The organism is Rhodococcus ruber NBRC 15591, assembly GCF_001894945.1.
Classification (GTDB): Bacteria; Actinomycetota; Actinomycetes; order Mycobacteriales; family Mycobacteriaceae; genus Rhodococcus; species Rhodococcus ruber.
In genome coordinates this window covers 17,111-32,006 of sequence record NZ_BCXE01000040.1, presented here as the reverse complement: position 1 = coordinate 32,006, position 14,896 = coordinate 17,111, and the positions used below count along the sequence as shown (strand labels likewise).

13 protein-coding genes, 3 tRNA genes and 1 pseudogene are annotated in these 14,896 nt (G+C 70.4%); 9 read left to right on the top strand and 8 right to left on the bottom strand.

The annotated features are described in order from the left end of the window. Positions 1-432 precede the first annotated feature (432 nt). The 5 genes and pseudogenes from RR3_RS23190 (at position 433) to RR3_RS23170 (ending at position 4,623) form a co-directional block, all read left to right on the top strand. Positions 433-681 carry a hypothetical protein gene (locus RR3_RS23190; protein ID WP_010596142.1) on the top strand — a complete coding sequence of 83 codons (249 nt, stop codon included), beginning with the start codon at positions 433-435 and terminating at the stop codon, positions 679-681. 122 nt (positions 682-803) lie between these two features. Then, positions 804-1,949 carry a DNA cytosine methyltransferase gene (locus RR3_RS23185; protein ID WP_017682066.1) on the top strand — a complete coding sequence of 382 codons (1,146 nt, stop codon included), beginning with the start codon at positions 804-806 and terminating at the stop codon, positions 1,947-1,949. 17 nt (positions 1,950-1,966) lie between these two features. Next, positions 1,967-2,392 carry a very short patch repair endonuclease gene (locus RR3_RS23180; protein ID WP_064066418.1) on the top strand — a complete coding sequence of 142 codons (426 nt, stop codon included), beginning with the start codon at positions 1,967-1,969 and terminating at the stop codon, positions 2,390-2,392. 19 nt (positions 2,393-2,411) lie between these two features. Beyond that, positions 2,412-3,184 (top strand): annotated as a pseudogene (locus tag RR3_RS23175) (sulfite exporter TauE/SafE family protein). Positions 3,185-3,273: 89 nt separating this feature from the next. Then, entirely contained in the window at positions 3,274-4,623 is a 1,350-nt protein-coding gene (locus tag RR3_RS23170) for an MBL fold metallo-hydrolase (protein WP_010596146.1), read from the top strand. 61 nt (positions 4,624-4,684) lie between these two features. Here the strand turns inward: RR3_RS23170 and RR3_RS23165 are convergent. The 3 genes from RR3_RS23165 to RR3_RS23155 form a co-directional block, all read right to left on the bottom strand. Continuing rightward, positions 4,685-4,757, bottom strand: a tRNA-Arg gene (locus RR3_RS23165). A 71-nt stretch (positions 4,758-4,828) separates the two neighbouring features. After that, positions 4,829-4,920: transfer RNA gene (locus RR3_RS23160), tRNA-Ser, on the bottom strand. Positions 4,921-4,997: 77 nt separating this feature from the next. Beyond that, the gene (locus tag RR3_RS23155; protein ID WP_026138073.1) at positions 4,998-5,705 is read right to left on the bottom strand and encodes a dienelactone hydrolase family protein; all 708 of its coding nucleotides are present in this window, start codon (positions 5,703-5,705) and stop codon (positions 4,998-5,000) included. Positions 5,706-5,768: 63 nt separating this feature from the next. Between RR3_RS23155 and hisC the strand changes: the two genes are divergently transcribed. Together hisC and RR3_RS23145 are read left to right on the top strand one after the other, a co-directional pair. Continuing rightward, positions 5,769-6,854 (top strand): histidinol-phosphate transaminase, encoded by a 1,086-nt coding sequence (gene hisC, locus RR3_RS23150; protein ID WP_010596148.1) that lies wholly within the window; start codon positions 5,769-5,771, stop codon positions 6,852-6,854. Between the two features lie 104 nt (positions 6,855-6,958). After that, entirely contained in the window at positions 6,959-8,641 is a 1,683-nt protein-coding gene (locus tag RR3_RS23145; protein WP_043823247.1) for a bifunctional metallophosphatase/5'-nucleotidase, read from the top strand. A 10-nt stretch (positions 8,642-8,651) separates the two neighbouring features. Here the strand turns inward: RR3_RS23145 and RR3_RS23140 are convergent, their stop codons facing one another. The 4 genes from RR3_RS23140 to RR3_RS23125 all read right to left on the bottom strand — a co-directional run bounded on the left by RR3_RS23140 (position 8,652) and on the right by RR3_RS23125 (position 11,841). After that, positions 8,652-9,623 (bottom strand): alpha/beta hydrolase, encoded by a 972-nt coding sequence (locus RR3_RS23140; protein ID WP_010596150.1) that lies wholly within the window; start codon positions 9,621-9,623, stop codon positions 8,652-8,654. A gap of 128 nt (positions 9,624-9,751) precedes the next feature. Then, entirely contained in the window at positions 9,752-11,059 is a 1,308-nt protein-coding gene (locus tag RR3_RS23135; protein ID WP_059175043.1) for a DUF1254 domain-containing protein, read from the bottom strand. 198 nt (positions 11,060-11,257) lie between these two features. Then, a tRNA-Ser gene (locus tag RR3_RS23130) sits at positions 11,258-11,342 on the bottom strand. Positions 11,343-11,352: 10 nt separating this feature from the next. Continuing rightward, positions 11,353-11,841, bottom strand: a complete 489-nt coding sequence (locus RR3_RS23125) for a MarR family winged helix-turn-helix transcriptional regulator (RefSeq protein WP_010596152.1) — start codon at positions 11,839-11,841, stop codon at positions 11,353-11,355. Between the two features lie 96 nt (positions 11,842-11,937). On the opposite strand from RR3_RS23125, the gene RR3_RS23120 reads away from it, so the two are divergent. Then, complete coding sequence (locus tag RR3_RS23120) at positions 11,938-12,924, top strand: NAD(P)H-quinone oxidoreductase (protein ID WP_010596153.1); 987 nt, start codon at positions 11,938-11,940, stop codon at positions 12,922-12,924. A 15-nt stretch (positions 12,925-12,939) separates the two neighbouring features. Here the strand turns inward: RR3_RS23120 and RR3_RS23115 are convergent, their stop codons facing one another. After that, the gene (locus RR3_RS23115) at positions 12,940-14,148 is read right to left on the bottom strand and encodes a cysteine desulfurase-like protein (RefSeq protein WP_064066419.1); all 1,209 of its coding nucleotides are present in this window, start codon (positions 14,146-14,148) and stop codon (positions 12,940-12,942) included. 156 nt (positions 14,149-14,304) lie between these two features. Between RR3_RS23115 and RR3_RS23110 the strand changes: the two genes are divergently transcribed. Then, positions 14,305-14,892 (top strand): bacterial proteasome activator family protein, encoded by a 588-nt coding sequence (locus RR3_RS23110; protein ID WP_010596155.1) that lies wholly within the window; start codon positions 14,305-14,307, stop codon positions 14,890-14,892. Positions 14,893-14,896: the final 4 nt, after the last annotated feature.

The window sequence follows — 14,896 nt, the reverse complement described above, 5'->3', positions numbered from 1 at the left end:
AAAAAATTTGGCACTGACATTCATCGGCACACTGTTGAGTTCTCAAAGAACACGCACACACCATCGCTCCGCACCTTCAGTGCCTTGCTCCGGGGCAACCGTTCCAGCCTAACATCGGGGGCCTTCGGAGTCAAAACTCTGCGGCCGATCCGATCTCGGGGCGATTGGAAACCTTACCAGAAGGTTCTCAATCAAGGTAATCAGGCGCCTGCGTCCAACCTCGTTGTCCCGAGCCCCTGCGGGCCGGGTCGGTGTCCGTGTCGCTCTGACCTGGAATAAGTTACGTGAACATCCGGCTGTACGCCAAATCGCCAGCTCAGAGCCATCATTTGCGCTCGAGTACGTGTGTTTCCGGGACGCGGAACCGTCCTGTGCCCGGCTGCGTCTCATCTACCGAGGGCTACGTGCCACCCACTCAGGTACAGGAGACCCATGAGCGGCTTTCCCGCAGAGATCGTCGAGCCGGCCCGGATGGATGGCCCCGACCCGCGTTCGCTCGCGGCGGCGCTGTGCGCCGCCGCCTGCGACGACATGCTCGACACGCTCGACGAGGTCCTCCTCGAGCTCGACGCAGACGCGTCGGACGGCTGTGCGTGTGACGTCGCACCGCGCGTCGCCGCAAGGATCGCGACCGTCGTCCGGATGAAGGCCGCGTTCGAGTCGTCGCGTCCCCTCGGGTAGCCGTGCCGGCTTTCGGCGACAGTGATCACGGCATCACGCGTCGCGGCACGGGCCGCCCGATTTCTCGAGTAACGTGCTCCGTGAGCAAAGCGAGAAAGGGTGCCGTGACGTCGACCGGGAACATGGTGGGATTGTTCGCCGGAATCGGCGGACTCGAGCTCGGACTGGCCGAGCACGGCTGGCGCACCGAACTGCTCTGCGAGATCGACGCCGGAGCGCAAGCCGTACTTCGCGCTCGCTTCACCGACGTGACGCTGCACACCGATGTCACGCGCCTTCGTTCCCTTCCTCAGGCAACCGAGATCGTCACCGCGGGCTTTCCGTGCCAGGACCTGTCGCAGGCCGGCCGGACCGCCGGCATCACCGGCTCCCGGTCGGGCCTCGTCGACGAGGTGTTCCGGTTGGTGCGGCGCAAGCAGGGACCGCGCTGGCTGCTCATCGAGAACGTCCCCTTCATGCTGCAACTCGGCCGCGGCGCCGCGATGCGTCACATCACCGACGCGCTCGAAGATCTCGGGTACGCGTGGGCGTACCGGGTCGTCGACGCCCGTGCGTTCGGACTTCCGCAGCGGCGACAGCGGGTGCTCATGCTCGCCTCGCGGACCGACGATCCCCGCGCGGTGCTCTTCGGCGAGGACGCCGGTGCCCCCGCGGAAGGCGATCCCGACACCCACCCGTGCGGCTTCTACTGGACGGAAGGCGTACGCGGTCTGGGCTGGGCGGTCAACGCCGTGCCCACCCTCAAGGGCGGGTCCACGGTCGGCATCGCCAGTCCGCCGGCGGTGCGGTTGCCGTCGGGAGAGATCGTCACGCCCGGTCTGATCGACGCCGAACGGCTCCAGGGCTTCGACCCGGACTGGACCGCACCCGCCACCCAGGCACCGGGCGTTCGGACCGGGCATCGGTGGCGGCTCGTCGGCAACGCCGTGAGCGTCCGCATGGCGGCCTGGGTCGGGGGACGGCTCGGCCGGCCCATCGACTACTCCCCCGACCACGAGACACCGCTGCGGCCGGGGGACCCCTGGCCGAGTGCCGCCTGGGGGGCTCGGCGACGAGCGTTCCGGGTGCACGAGTCGCACTGGCCGGTCCAGGAGCCGTACGAGGACCTCGCGGGATACCTGGAGGACGCGCGACTGCTGTCCGCGCGGGCCACGGCCGGATTCCTGCGGCGGGCCCGGTCCGGCAACCTGAGATTCGTGCCCGGCTTCCTCGACGACGTCGAGTCCCACCTCGACCGCATGGGCGGCTTCCCCGAAGCCGCGGCCTGAGGACGGATCCGGCTGCCGTGCCCTCCACCGACCCGCAGACCAGCGCCCGGATGAGACGGCAGCGACGCCGGGACACCGTCCCCGAGGTGGCCCTGCGCCGGGAGCTCCACGGGCGCGGGGTGCGCTACTTCGTCGATCGGGCGCCGCTGAAGGGCATCCGTCGACGCGCCGACCTGGTGTTTCCGCGTCGCCGAGTGGCGGTGTATGTCGACGGGTGCTTCTGGCACCGTTGCCCGCAGCACGCCACCGATCCGAAGAACAACGCCGAGTGGTGGGCCGCCAAGCTCGCCGCCAACGTGGCCCGGGACCGGAACACCGACGCCGCGCTCGCCGCGGCCGGGTGGACGGTGGTGCGGATCTGGGAGCACGAGAATCCCGTGGAGGCCGCGGACCGGGTGCAGGCCGCATTGTCCGCGGCCGAACCGGGTACTGCCGATTTCTGACTACCGAAGGGAGGATGCGGTGGAACCGGCAATCGCGCTCGTTCTGGGAGCGCTCCTCGGGGTCCTGCTCGGCCTCCTCGGTGGCGGCGGATCCATCCTCGCGGTTCCCGCCCTGGTGTACGGCCTCGGACTCGAGTTCCGCCAGGCCATCCCCATCTCGCTGATCGTCGTCGGGCGGCAGCCCTGTCCGGGGCGATCCCCAAGATCCGGGCCGGGCAGGTCGACTGGCGGCTGGCCGCGGTGTTCGCCGCGGCCGGCATCCCCGCGACGTTCGCGGGCACGGCGGTCGGCACGTTGCTGCCGCAGCCGGTACTGCTGGTGGGCTTCGCCGCCGTGATGGTGCTGGCGGGCATCCGGATGCTGCGCGAGAACGACGACGCCGGAACCGCGTGCACGACCGGTGACTCCGGCATCGACTGGAAGCGATGCGCGCCGAGGTCGATCCCGGCCGGTGTGGGAGTGGGCTTCCTGACCGGGCTGTTCGGCGTCGGAGGCGGCTTCCTGATCATCCCCGCGCTGGTGATCCTCCTCGGGTTGGAGATGAGCGTCGCCGTGGGGACCTCGCTGATCGTCATCGTCGCCAACTCGACGGCCGGGCTCGTCGCGCACATCGGGGACGCCGACATCGACTGGCCGCTCACCGCGGCGTTCGCCGGGGCCGCGGTCGTCGCGTCACTGGTTGCCGGTCACCTCGGTACCCGCATGGAAACCGACCGGCTGCGGCGGTGGTTCGCCTGGCTCGTCTTCGTCGTGGCCGCGTACGTGCTGGTGGACACCCTGTTCCTGCGCTGAGCCGGAACTCGTCGCGTAACCGGCGCATTCTTCGTACGCCCCCGGGTATCCGGGGGCATAGTGAGAAAGCACCGTGGGAAGGCACCGACATGGACGTATCGATCATCGAAACCTCGAGTCTCGGCGACCGCAGCTATCTGATCACCGAGGCGGACGTGGCCGTCGTGGTGGATCCCCAGCGCGACATCGACCGGGTGCTCGCGCTCGCCAACGACCGCGAAGCGCGCATCACCCACGTCCTCGAGACCCACATCCACAACGACTACGTCACCGGCGGGCTGGAACTGTCCCGTGCCGTCGAGGCCGAGTACATCGTCCCGGCCGGCGACGATGTGGACTACGAGCGACGCGCCGTCCACGACGGCGACCTGATCGACGCCGGTCCCATCCGGCTGCGGGTGATGCACACACCCGGGCACACCCACCACCACGTCAGCTATGTGCTGCTCGACGAGACCGGTGCCACGCACGGAATCTTCACCGGCGGGTCGATGCTGTACGGATCCACCGGCCGCACCGACCTCGTCGGCCCGCAGTACACCGAGGAACTGACCCACGCGCAGTTCCACTCCGTGCGACGGATCGCCGACGAAGTGCCGGCAGACACCCCGGTGTATCCCACCCACGGCTTCGGCAGCTTCTGCTCGGCCACCCCCACCAGCGGCGACTCGTCCACCGTGGGACAGCAGCGCGACGTCAACCCGGCGCTGACCCGTGACGAGCAGGCCTACGTCGACGAACTCATCGCGGGACTCAACACCTATCCCGCGTACTACGCCCACATGGGTGTGATCAACAAGGCGGGTCCGTCGTCGGTCGACCTGTCGCCACCGGAACCGGTCGACCCGGCCGAGCTGCGCCGGCGTATCGACGCCGGCGAGTGGGTCGTCGACCTGCGTGAGCGCACCGCCTTCGCCGCAGGACACCTGGGCGGCACGCTCGGCTTCGAACTGTCCACCTCCTTCGTCACCTACCTGGGTTGGCTCTACAAGTGGGGTGCGCCCCTGACCCTCATCGGCGAGAGCGACGAGCAGATCGCCGACGCCAAGCGCGAGCTGGTCCGCATCGGTATCGACGAACTCGCCGGCGCGGCCGTCGGCGAGATCCACACCCTCGTCAACGGGCACGAACTGCGGTCGTACCGCGTCTCGGACTTCGCGGAACTCACCGGGGAGATCGACAACGAGCGGGTCCGGGTCCTCGACGTGCGCCAGAAGGACGAGTTCGAGGACGGCCACGTGCGCGGGGCGGTCAACATCCCGCTGCACGACCTCGCCGACCGGCTCGACCAGGTCCCGCACGGGGAGGTCTGGGTGCACTGCGGGTCCGGCTACCGGGCCTCGATCGCCGCCTCGATGATCGACCGGATCGACCGCACCGTCGTCCTCGTGAACGACGACTTCGACAAGGCGTACGACCACGGTCTGACCGACTCGTGAGGGTCCCTTCCGGGACCGACGACGAAAGAACCCCCACCGGAGCGGTGGGGGTTCTTCACTGTGCGCCCGAAGGGATTCGAACCCCTAACCTTCTGATCCGTAGTCAGATGCTCTATCCGTTGAGCTACGGGCGCAGTTCGTGCACGCAGTTGTGTCCTGCATGCAGTTCTCGTATTCAGTTGTCGCCGGTGACGCTGCACCGACGTGGCGGAGGCGAGAGGATTTGAACCTCCGGTCCCCCGTAAAGGGGACAACTCATTAGCAGTGAGTCCCATTCGGCCGCTCTGGCACGCCTCCCTGGGGGGGTTTCGATTCTCTCGAACCGCCGGGACGAAAGATTACACACGTTCGGACAGCAAACGCAAAACGGCTGGTCAGCGCAGGTTCGAGTCGAACCAGTCGAAGATCCGACGCCGCGCGTCGATGATCGCCGCCTCGGCCGGGTCGGTCTCGGGATCGGCCGTGTCGTGCTCGACGGGCGGCTCGTCGGGTCGATGCGCCAGCCCCGGATACCCGATCACCAAGGTGGGCGCATCGGCCCGTCCGGCCGCCTCGCGCAACTGCTCGACGTCGCCGGGCGGGGTCGTGGGATCGTCTTCGCCGTACAGACCGAGCCACGGCGCCTGCAGGCTGCGCACGGCCTCGACGAGTGCGGGGACGTCGGGCCGCAGCGGTTGCAGGATGCCGTGCGCCGCGACGGTGACCGCTGCCCCCACCCGCCGGTTCGCGGCGACGAGGAGCGCCGCCGTGCCGGCGTCGTCGAATCCGATCACGCCGACCGCGTCGGGGTAGACCCCGCTGCGGACCAACCAGTCCATCGCGGCATCGACGTCGTCGAACAGGTTCTGCCCGAACACCTCGTCGTCCTCGGTGAACTCGCGATGGAACAGGTGCGGTGCCACGACCAGCCAGCACTCGGCAGCCAGCACCTCCATGAAGGCCAGCAGGGCCGGTGGAAACTCGCGGGATTCGTGCAACACCACGATGCCACCGCGAAGGGCGCCCTCCGGCCGGAACACGGTCAGCGGTACCTGCCCCGACCCGTCCGGCAACCGGGCCGCGGCAGTGTGGATTCCCGACATACCGTCCACGATGACACGACCCACCGCGACAGTGCACGTGATCGCCGGGCGCATAATCGGCTGGTGACCCCACGGACCCGCCCCGACCTCGTCTCGATCCCGTCCTATGTGCCCGGCCGCAGCTTTCCGGGCGCGATCAAGCTCGCCAGCAACGAGACCACGGTCGGTCCCCTGCCCAGCGTGCGCGACGCGATCGCCGAGGCGGCGTACTCGGTCCACCGGTACCCGGACAACATGGCCGCCGTGCTCATCGGCGCGCTGGCCGAACGGCTGGGGGTCGAGCCCGAGAACATCGCCGTGGGCAACGGTTCGGTGAGCCTGTGCCAGGAGCTGGTGCTCTCGGCCTGCAACGACGGCGACGAGGTGGTGTTCTCCTGGCGCTCGTTCGAGGCGTACCCGGTGGTGACGGCGGTGGCCGGCGCGAAACCGGTGCCGGTGCCCAACACCCCCGAGCACGGCCACGACCTCGACGCGATGCTCGCCGCGATCACCGATCGCACCCGGGTGGTGTTCGTGTGCAATCCCAACAACCCGACCGGTGCGCTGCTCGGCAGGGCGGAGCTGGAGCGGTTCATCGACGCGGTGCCACCGCAGGTGCTCGTCGCGCTCGACGAGGCGTACTTCGAGTACACCCGCCCGAAGCCCGGCGCGGAACTGGCGGACGGGGTCGTGCTCGCCGCCGGCCGGCCGAACGTCGTGGTGCTCCGCACTTTCTCGAAGGCCTACGGTCTGGCCGGTCTGCGGGTCGGCTACCTGGTCGGCGACCCCTCGGTGATCAAAGTCCTGAACAAGGTGCACACCCCGTTCAGCGTGAGCTCGCTCGCGCAGCAGGCGGCCATCGCCTCCCTGGCGGCCGCCGACGAGCTGCTGGCGCGCACCGACAGTGTGCTCGCCGAGCGCGACCGCGTGCGGACGGGGCTCGTCGACGCCGGATATCCCGTGCCGGAGAGCTACGCCAACTTCGTGTGGTTGCCGCTCGGAGACCGGTCGGCGGCGTTTGCCGAAGCGTGCGCGGAGGCGGGCGTGCTGGTCCGCCCGTACGCGGACGACGGAGTGCGGGTGACCATCGGCGATCCGCACGAGAACGACGCATTCCTGACATTCGCGACCGGCAAGGGCCTCGACATCGCGGAAATTTCGACGTCCTGACCTGCGAGAAAGCGTCTACGAGACCCAACCGTTATCAGCGGGTGGCGATCACGTGACCAACCGTTGGCACACTCGTCCGGTCGGCTAGGGAGCGGAGTGTGCGGATGGGTTCAGGCGTGACACGCCGGTGGACCTTGTCCGCGGCCCTGCTGACCGGCGTCCTGTGGACGTCGCTTGCCGTCCCCGCGACCGCACTACCTCCGGACGCCCTGCCGCTGCGACTGATCGCCTTCCGCGACCTGCACGGCAGCCTCCTCCCACCCCAGGGTCCCCGCAGCGAGGTCGTCCGTTCCGACGGCGCGTCCGTTCCCGCGGGCGGCGCGGCATATCTCGCCGCCTACGTCCGGCAACTGCGCGCGCAGGCGGACAACTCGGTGCTCTACTCCGTCGGCGACACGTGGGGCTCGTCGCCCATCGAATCGGCGATGTTCCACGACGAACCCACCGTGGACCTGCTCAACGGCCTCGATGTGACCGCGGCCGCCCTCGGCAACCACGAATTCGACAACGGCTACGCCGAGTTGCGGCGCCTGCGCGACGGCGGGTGCCACCCCGAGGGCTGCCGGTACGACGAGGAGTACGCCGGAACCGCCTTCCCGCTGATCGCGGCGAACGTCGCGGAGGCCGACGGCAGTCCCGCGGCCCTGCCGTTCAGCGTGGACTACGTCGACGGGGTGCCGGTCGGCGTCATCGGTGTCGCCCCCCAGGACACACCGCAGGTGGTGCGTGGCGACGACATCTCCGGCCTGCAGTTCACCGACGAGATCACGGCCGTCGACCGCACCGCCGACGCGCTCGATGCCCTCGGGGTCCGCTCGATCGTGCTGCTCTACAAGGGGGCGCTGACCCCGTCGGCGGGGACCGACCCGTGCGACCCGGCCGCCGGGCCCGCGCGCGCCCTCACCTCCCGGGTGTCACCGAAGGTGGATGTCGTCGTCACCGCGGACGGCGAGGACAGTTTCAACTGCAGCTACCCGGATCCGGCGGGCAATCCCCGGACCGTACTGCAGGGCGCCTCACACGGACGCATCGTCTCGGTCGCGGACCTGACCATCGACCGCGAGAGCCGCGACGTGCTGCGCGACCGTACCCACGCGTTCAACCAGGTCGTCACCCACGACATCGCCCCCGACCCGCGCACGCAGCAGTTCGTGGACCGGGCGGTCGACAAGTCCCGCGACGTCGCCGAACGCTTCGTCGGCCGCATCGCCGCCGACCTGACCCGCGACACCACGGCCGGCGGCGAGTCGGCCCTCGGCAATCTCGTCGCGGACGCGCAGCTGGCGGCCGCCGAACCCGCCGGGGCGCAGCTCGCCCTCACCAATCCCGGTGGAGTGCGCGCCGACCTGCTGCATTCCGAGGACGGCGTCGTCACCCACGGCGACACCTACGCGGCCCAACCGTTCGGGAACCGGCTGCAGGTGCTCGAGCTCACCGGTGCGGAACTGGTCGGGGTCCTCGAACAACAGTTCCAGCAGGACGCCGGCGGCGCGAACCGCGAGCGGATCCTCGCCCCGTCGCACACGCTGCGCTACGTCCTCGACCGGGCCGCGGCGCCGGGCGGCCGGATCCGGGACGTCACCGTCGCGGGCCGCCCGCTCGAGCAGGCCGCGACGTACCGGGTGGTCGTCAACGGGTTCCTCGCCGACGGCGGTGACGGGTTCACCGGGTTCACGCACGCGCGACGGACGACCGGGGCGGGCGCCGAACTCGACGCCCTGAACGCCTATCTGGCGGCACACTCGCCCGTCACGCCGCCGGCCACCGACCGCATCACGGTGCCCTGACCGATCCCGTTCAGTCGAGCCCGAGTGCACGCTCGAGCGTCGGCCAGGCGGTGCGCAGATCGTCCTGCCAGTACGGCCACGAATGCGTGCCGTACGGGCGGTAGACGATCGTGGCGGGAATCCGCAGCTCCCGCAGTCGCCGGTCGAACCCGATCGTGCACACGAAGGCACCGACCTCGAGCGGGCCGCCCACGTCGAGGGCCTCCGCATCGGGTCCGACGTCGTACGGGCCGGGCAGACCGTTGCCGGTGCTGATGAAGATCTCCTTGCCGCGCAACCGCTCGGCGAGGACGTACGGATCGTGCGCCGCCCACGCCGGATCCCCCGGCGCTCCCCACATGTTGTCCGGATTGCCGCCCTTGTAGGCGACGGTGCCGCGGACCGCGTCCTGCGCGGACGCCTTCGACGTGTCCAGGCACCCGCTCAGCGCGGCCACGCCCCGGTACAGGTCCGGATTCCGGGCGATCAGGCTCGCCGCCCCCGTCGCGCCCATCGACAGGCCGCCGACGGCGTTGACGCCGTTGCCCGCGAAACGGGCGTCGATCAGCGGCGGCAGTTCCTTCGTCAGGAACGTCTCCCACGCGTTCACGCCCAGGACGGGATCCGGGGCGAGCCAGTCCGTGTAGTAGCTCGCGGTTCCGCCGACCGGCAGCACGACGTTCACGTTCTTGTCGGCGACGAAGTCGACGATGTCCGTGCGCTGCGTCCACGTACTCTCGCGGTAGTCCGACTCGGCTCCGGCGCTGACACCGTCGAGCAGGTAGAGAGACGGGCGCGGCGCGTCCCCGGCGGGATGCAGCACCTGCACCTGCACGACCCGCTGCATCGACGGCGAGTACACGAACACCGCCGAACGACGAGGCGTGACGGACTCGACCCGCTCCACCCGCGCGGACGTCGCCGGTTCGGCGGACGCGACGGACAGCGTGGACAGTGGCACGACGAACGCCGCGACGAGCGCCGCGACCGCAGATCTGAGCATCAAGTTCCTTCGTCCCCCGACTTCGGAAACACCGATTCCACAGTACGGACCGGGGCGGGTCAAGAAAGTGGGGCTCGTCACCAACGCGGAGCGCAGCCCTTGGTGACGGCAGGACACGAGGACGCGGGCTACCGCTGCGGGACCGGTTCCGGCGGAAGCCAGCCCTGGTCCGCAGGCAGGTACGACCGGAACATCAGCACGAACTCGCCCGGCGGCGCCGGCAGCCAGTTCGGGCCGGCCGCAATCGGCGGCCGCGACGAAACCCACACGTCGAGCCCACCGTCGGGACCACGGACGAGCCCGGGCGTCCGGTCGCCGACGGCGTAGCGGTCGACGGGGTTGGCGACGAGGAACACGTCCGGGCCGTACACGGTGACGGACCAGAAGCCGCGGTCGTCGACCGGCGGCAGGCCCCCGGGTGGGAAACGCAGGAGATAGCCGGTCTCACCCCGGAGCGTCGTTCCGTCGGCCGCGACGCGGGCCACGTGGTACGTCGACTCCTCCGGCACGTTCGCGCCGAGCCCGATCGTCGCGACGACCGCGCGCTGGAGGTAGTCCGTGCCGTACCGGCCCGCGGTCGGCAGCGAATGCCACACCTCGCCGGACCCTCGATCCGAGTCGACGAGGTCCCGGATGCGTCGCTCGCCGCGGACCACCCCGGTCGCGAGTGCGGCGACGGTGTCCGCGGAACCCGTACTCGGCCGGGCGCCCGGCCGGACCCCGAGGTCCGCGAGTTCGTCGAGCAGCGGCGCGTCCGCCGGCGGGGGCGGATTCGCGGCCAGGATCGCCGACAGTTCGTCGAAGAACCGCGGACCCGACGCCGCGAGCGCCTGCGGGTCGGGATTGCTGCCGCACGCGGTCGGCGGCAGCGGCGGCGGCGCCCCGGCGACGGGCGCGGCCAGCACGGTCAGCGAGTACTGCCGTTGCGCGGCACGGGCGGCCTCGAGGTCGGTCGCCGACTCCACGAGCGTCCGGCCGATCATCCACGCGTCCCAGGTGGACGACTCGACGACGGCCGCGTCCGCGGGCAGCGGACCGTCCCACCCCGGCGGGACGACGACGTGGGCACCGGCCGCCGGTCCCGTCGCCCGGGTGCCGACGTTGGCGAAGACGTCGGTGTAGATGTCGAGAAACTGGAAGTCGAAGTACCGGGCTCCCATGTCCGGATGGGTCAGCAGCACCGGACCGCCGCGAAGATCCAGCCACGCGATCGAATACAGCGTGTCGACGTTGGGAGCGACGACGACACGCGAGGTGGGATCGGCCGTCGCGGACTGGTGGTGCAGCCGGTTCACCGGTAGCAGGCAGAGCATGTTCGCCCGGGTCCGCGCGAGCGTCACGGGTGCGTAGCCGTAGACGTAACCGTCGGCGGCCACGTCGACCGCGGTCCGTTCGGCCGCCGGTTGCGGCGCCGCGCAGGCGGTCAGCAGGCCCACTGCCAGCGCTGCCGCCGCTCGAACCGCTGCGCCGACCATGGCGCCAGTGTAGGAGGCGAGAACGCGTTCCAGGGATTGTCGGCGGGTCCGCGCGCTGTGGTGCTACTTGCGCGCGTCCGAACGCGCGCGACAAGCACTTTTCCGCGCGACCGTCCCACGAGGAAGCCCGCCACCTGACATACAGGTGGCGGGCTCCGGCGGAAGCGGAGGGATTTGAACCCCCGGTCGCTCTCACGACGCTCGCTTTCAAGGCGAGTGCATTCGGCCGCTCTGCCACGCTTCCGTGGCAAATCCTAACCACACCGCTCGTCGACGGCCGCCTCCACCTTGGTGAAGATCTCGGAGAGGGCGCGGATCTGCGTCCTCGTGAGCAGGTCGACGAGGTTGCGGCGCACCCCGGCGACGTGGGTGGGCGCGGCCTCGGTGAGGCGGCGCCGGCCCTCGTCGGTGAGAGTGGCCAGGACCCCCCGTCCGTCCTCGGCGCAGGAACTGCGCACCACCATCGACGCCGCCTCCATGCGACGGATCTGGTGGGTGAGGCGGCTGCGGGAGGACAGCACGCCGTCGGCCAGGTCGCTCATGCGCAGCGACCCGTCCGGGGCTTCGGAGAGCAGCACCAGGATCCGGTACTCGGCGAGGGACAGACCGTGGGCCTGCTGCAGGTCGCGATTGAGTCGATCCATCAGCCGGTGATTGCCGTCGATGTAGGCCCGCCATGCCCGCTGCTCGTCCGTGTCGAGCCAGCGCGGGTCGGGACGTTCGGCATGCGGTTCGGCTGTCACGCGGGCAGTGTAAGGGCAGGCCACCACCGGTGTTACTCACTGGTCAGTTCGCTGCGTGTCGCCCCTGCGTCGGCGTGTCGCGATAGCGTCGAACCCATGCGCGCAATCACGATCACCGAACCCGGCGGCCCCGAGGCCATGCAGTGGGCCGAACAGCCCGACCCCACGCCCGGTCCCGGACAGGTCCTGATCGACGTGGCCGCGACGGCCGTCAACCGGGCCGATCTGCTGCAGCGGCGCGGCCTGTACCCGCCGCCGCCCGGATCCAGCGACATCCTGGGCCTCGAATGCTCCGGAGTGATCGCCGAGCTCGGCGAGGGCGTGAGCGGCTGGTCGATCGGCGACCGGGTGTGCGCGCTGCTCTCCGGCGGCGGCTACGCCGAGCAGGTCGTCGTCCCCGCCGGACAGGTCCTGCCCGTACCCGAGGGGGTGGATCTCGCGGTGGCCGCGTCGCTGCCCGAGGTGGCCTGCACCGTGTGGTCCAACGTGGTGATGGCGGCGGGACTGCGCCGCGGCGAGGTGCTCCTCGTGCACGGCGGCGGTGGCGGCATCGGCACCCACGCCGTCCAGGTCGGCAAGGCGCTGGGCGCGAAGGTCGCGGTGACCGCCTCGGCCGGCAAGCTCGACTACTGCCGTGAACTCGGCGCCGACCTGGCGATCGACTACCGCACGCAGGACTTCGTCGCCGAGGTCCGGAATGCGTTCGGCGGCGCCGACGTGGTGCTCGACAACATGGGCGCGGCCTACCTGTCCCGCAACGTCGACGTGCTCGCCCCCGACGGCCGGCTCGTGGTGATCGGCATGCAGGGCGGCGCGAAGGGCGAACTCAATCTCGGCAAGCTGCTCGCCAAGCGGGGGCACGTCCTCGCCACGGGTCTGCGGGGGCGACCGGAGACCGGCCGCTCCGGCAAGAGCACGATCGTCGCGGAGGTCCGTGAGCACGTGTGGCCCTTGATCGCCGAGGCCCGCGTCCGGCCCGTCGTCCACGCAGAGGTGCCGATCACCGAGGCCGGGCGGGCCCACGAGATGCTGGATTCCCCCGATACCGTCGGCAAGGTCGTGCTGCGGATCGACCGGCACTGATCCCGGTCCGCCGGATCAGGGGGCGGTGAGGTTGCGCAGTTCGCGCACGAGCTGGTCGAGCTCGTAGCGGGTGGTGTACGGGGCCAGTCCGACGGTCACCGCGCCGCCCTCGTCGCTGACGCCGAGCGAGTCGAGCAAACGACTCGTGCCGCGGCTGACCGCGACGGACGCGATGCGACGGTCGGCGAGATGCGCGGCGATCTTCTCGGCCGGCACCCCCGCGACGGTGAAGCTCAACGTCGGGACCCGGCTCGACGCACGACCGATCACCATCACGTCGGGCAGGTTGTCCAGCAGGCGCATCAGCCGCTCGAAGAGCTGGTCCTGGTAGCCCTGGAGCGAGCTGATCGACGTCTCGAGGCGCTCCCGCCGCGTACCCGTCGCCTCGTCGTCGAGGGCCGCGAGGAAGTCGACGGACGTGACGAGCCCGGCGAGCATCGCGAACTGGTGGCCGCCGACTTCGAGCCGCTCCGGACCGCGGGCGTGCGGATCCAGGGAGACCGCGGGGATCCGGTCGAGCTGCGCCGGGTCACGGAACACCAGGGCGCCGACCTGCGGTCCTCCCCAGGCGGAGGCGTCGAGGGCGAGCACGTCGGCGCCGAGCTCGTGGATGTCGACGTGCGCGTAGGGCGCGGCCCCGGCCGCGTCGACCACCATGAGTCCCCCGACCTCGTGGACCCGGTCGGCGGCGACGCGCACGTCCGGCGCGGACCCCACCAGCGACGATGCCGCGGTCAGCGCGACGAGCCGCGTCGTCGGGGTGATCAGTTCCTCGAACTGCCAGCTCGGCAGCTCGCACGTCTCGATTTCGACCTCGGCCCACCGCACCTGCGCGCCGTACCGGCTCGCGACGCGCAACCACGGCGCCACGTTCGCCTCGTCGTCCAGCCGGGACAGCACGAGCCCGGTGCCGAGCCCGAGCCGGGAGCTGAGCGACTCCGCGAGCCAGGCCAGCAGGACCGCCCGATCCGGTCCGAGCACCACACCGGCCGCGTCACCGCCGACGAGATCGGCCACGGCGACCCGCGCCGCCTGCAGCAGCGACGCGCTCCGGCGGTTGGAGGTGTGCCGGCCCGCCGGGGACGCCGCGGCGTTGCGGAATGCCGTCGACACCGCTCGGGAGACCGCGTCGGGAATCTGCATTCCGGCCTGGGGATCGAGATGGATCCAACCGTCGCCGAGCGAGGGAATCAACCCCCGGATCCGGGCAACGTCGTAAGCCATGCGTGACACTCTAAATCCCGGTGTCAATCGGATGTCGTCCACGTCGGTCCTGCCTGCCCTCCGCAGGTGCACGTCGACGGGCGGAATGTGGGGCGAAACCTCTCGTATCGGGAACCTGACTCGGCAGGGGCAGCGGCGAGAGGACAAGATGGAACCATGACGCATTCGGAGAATGAGCACGTCCTCGTGATCGGGCCCGACGGCCGACCCGTCCCGGTCCCGCGCGACGGGACCGCCTCCGGTGATCCGCGAGAGTCGCCCGCAGAGCCTCAGGAGAAGCCGGACGACGGCGAGTCGCTCGCCGACATGGTCGAGCAGCCGGCGAAGGTCATGCGGATCGGCACGATGATCAAGCAGCTGCTCGAGGAGGTCCGCGCCGCGCCGCTCGACGATGCGAGCCGTGCCCGTCTGCGGGAGATCCACCAGTCCTCCATCCAGGAACTCGGCGAGGGCCTGGCGCCGGAGCTGCGCGAGGAGCTCGAACGGCTCGCGCTGCCGTTCGGTCAGGACGAGGTGCCCTCCGACGCGGAGTTGCGGATCGCGCACGCTCAGCTCGTCGGATGGCTCGAAGGCTTGTTCCACGGGATCCAGACGGCGCTGTTCGCGCAGCAGATGGCGGCGCGGGCGCAGCTCGAGCAGATGCGTCAGGGTGCACTGCCGCCCGGCATGCTCGGGGGCGGACCGCGTCCCGACGAGCGGCACGGCCCCGGTCCGGGTGCACCCGGTACCGGGCAGTACCTGTAACGCC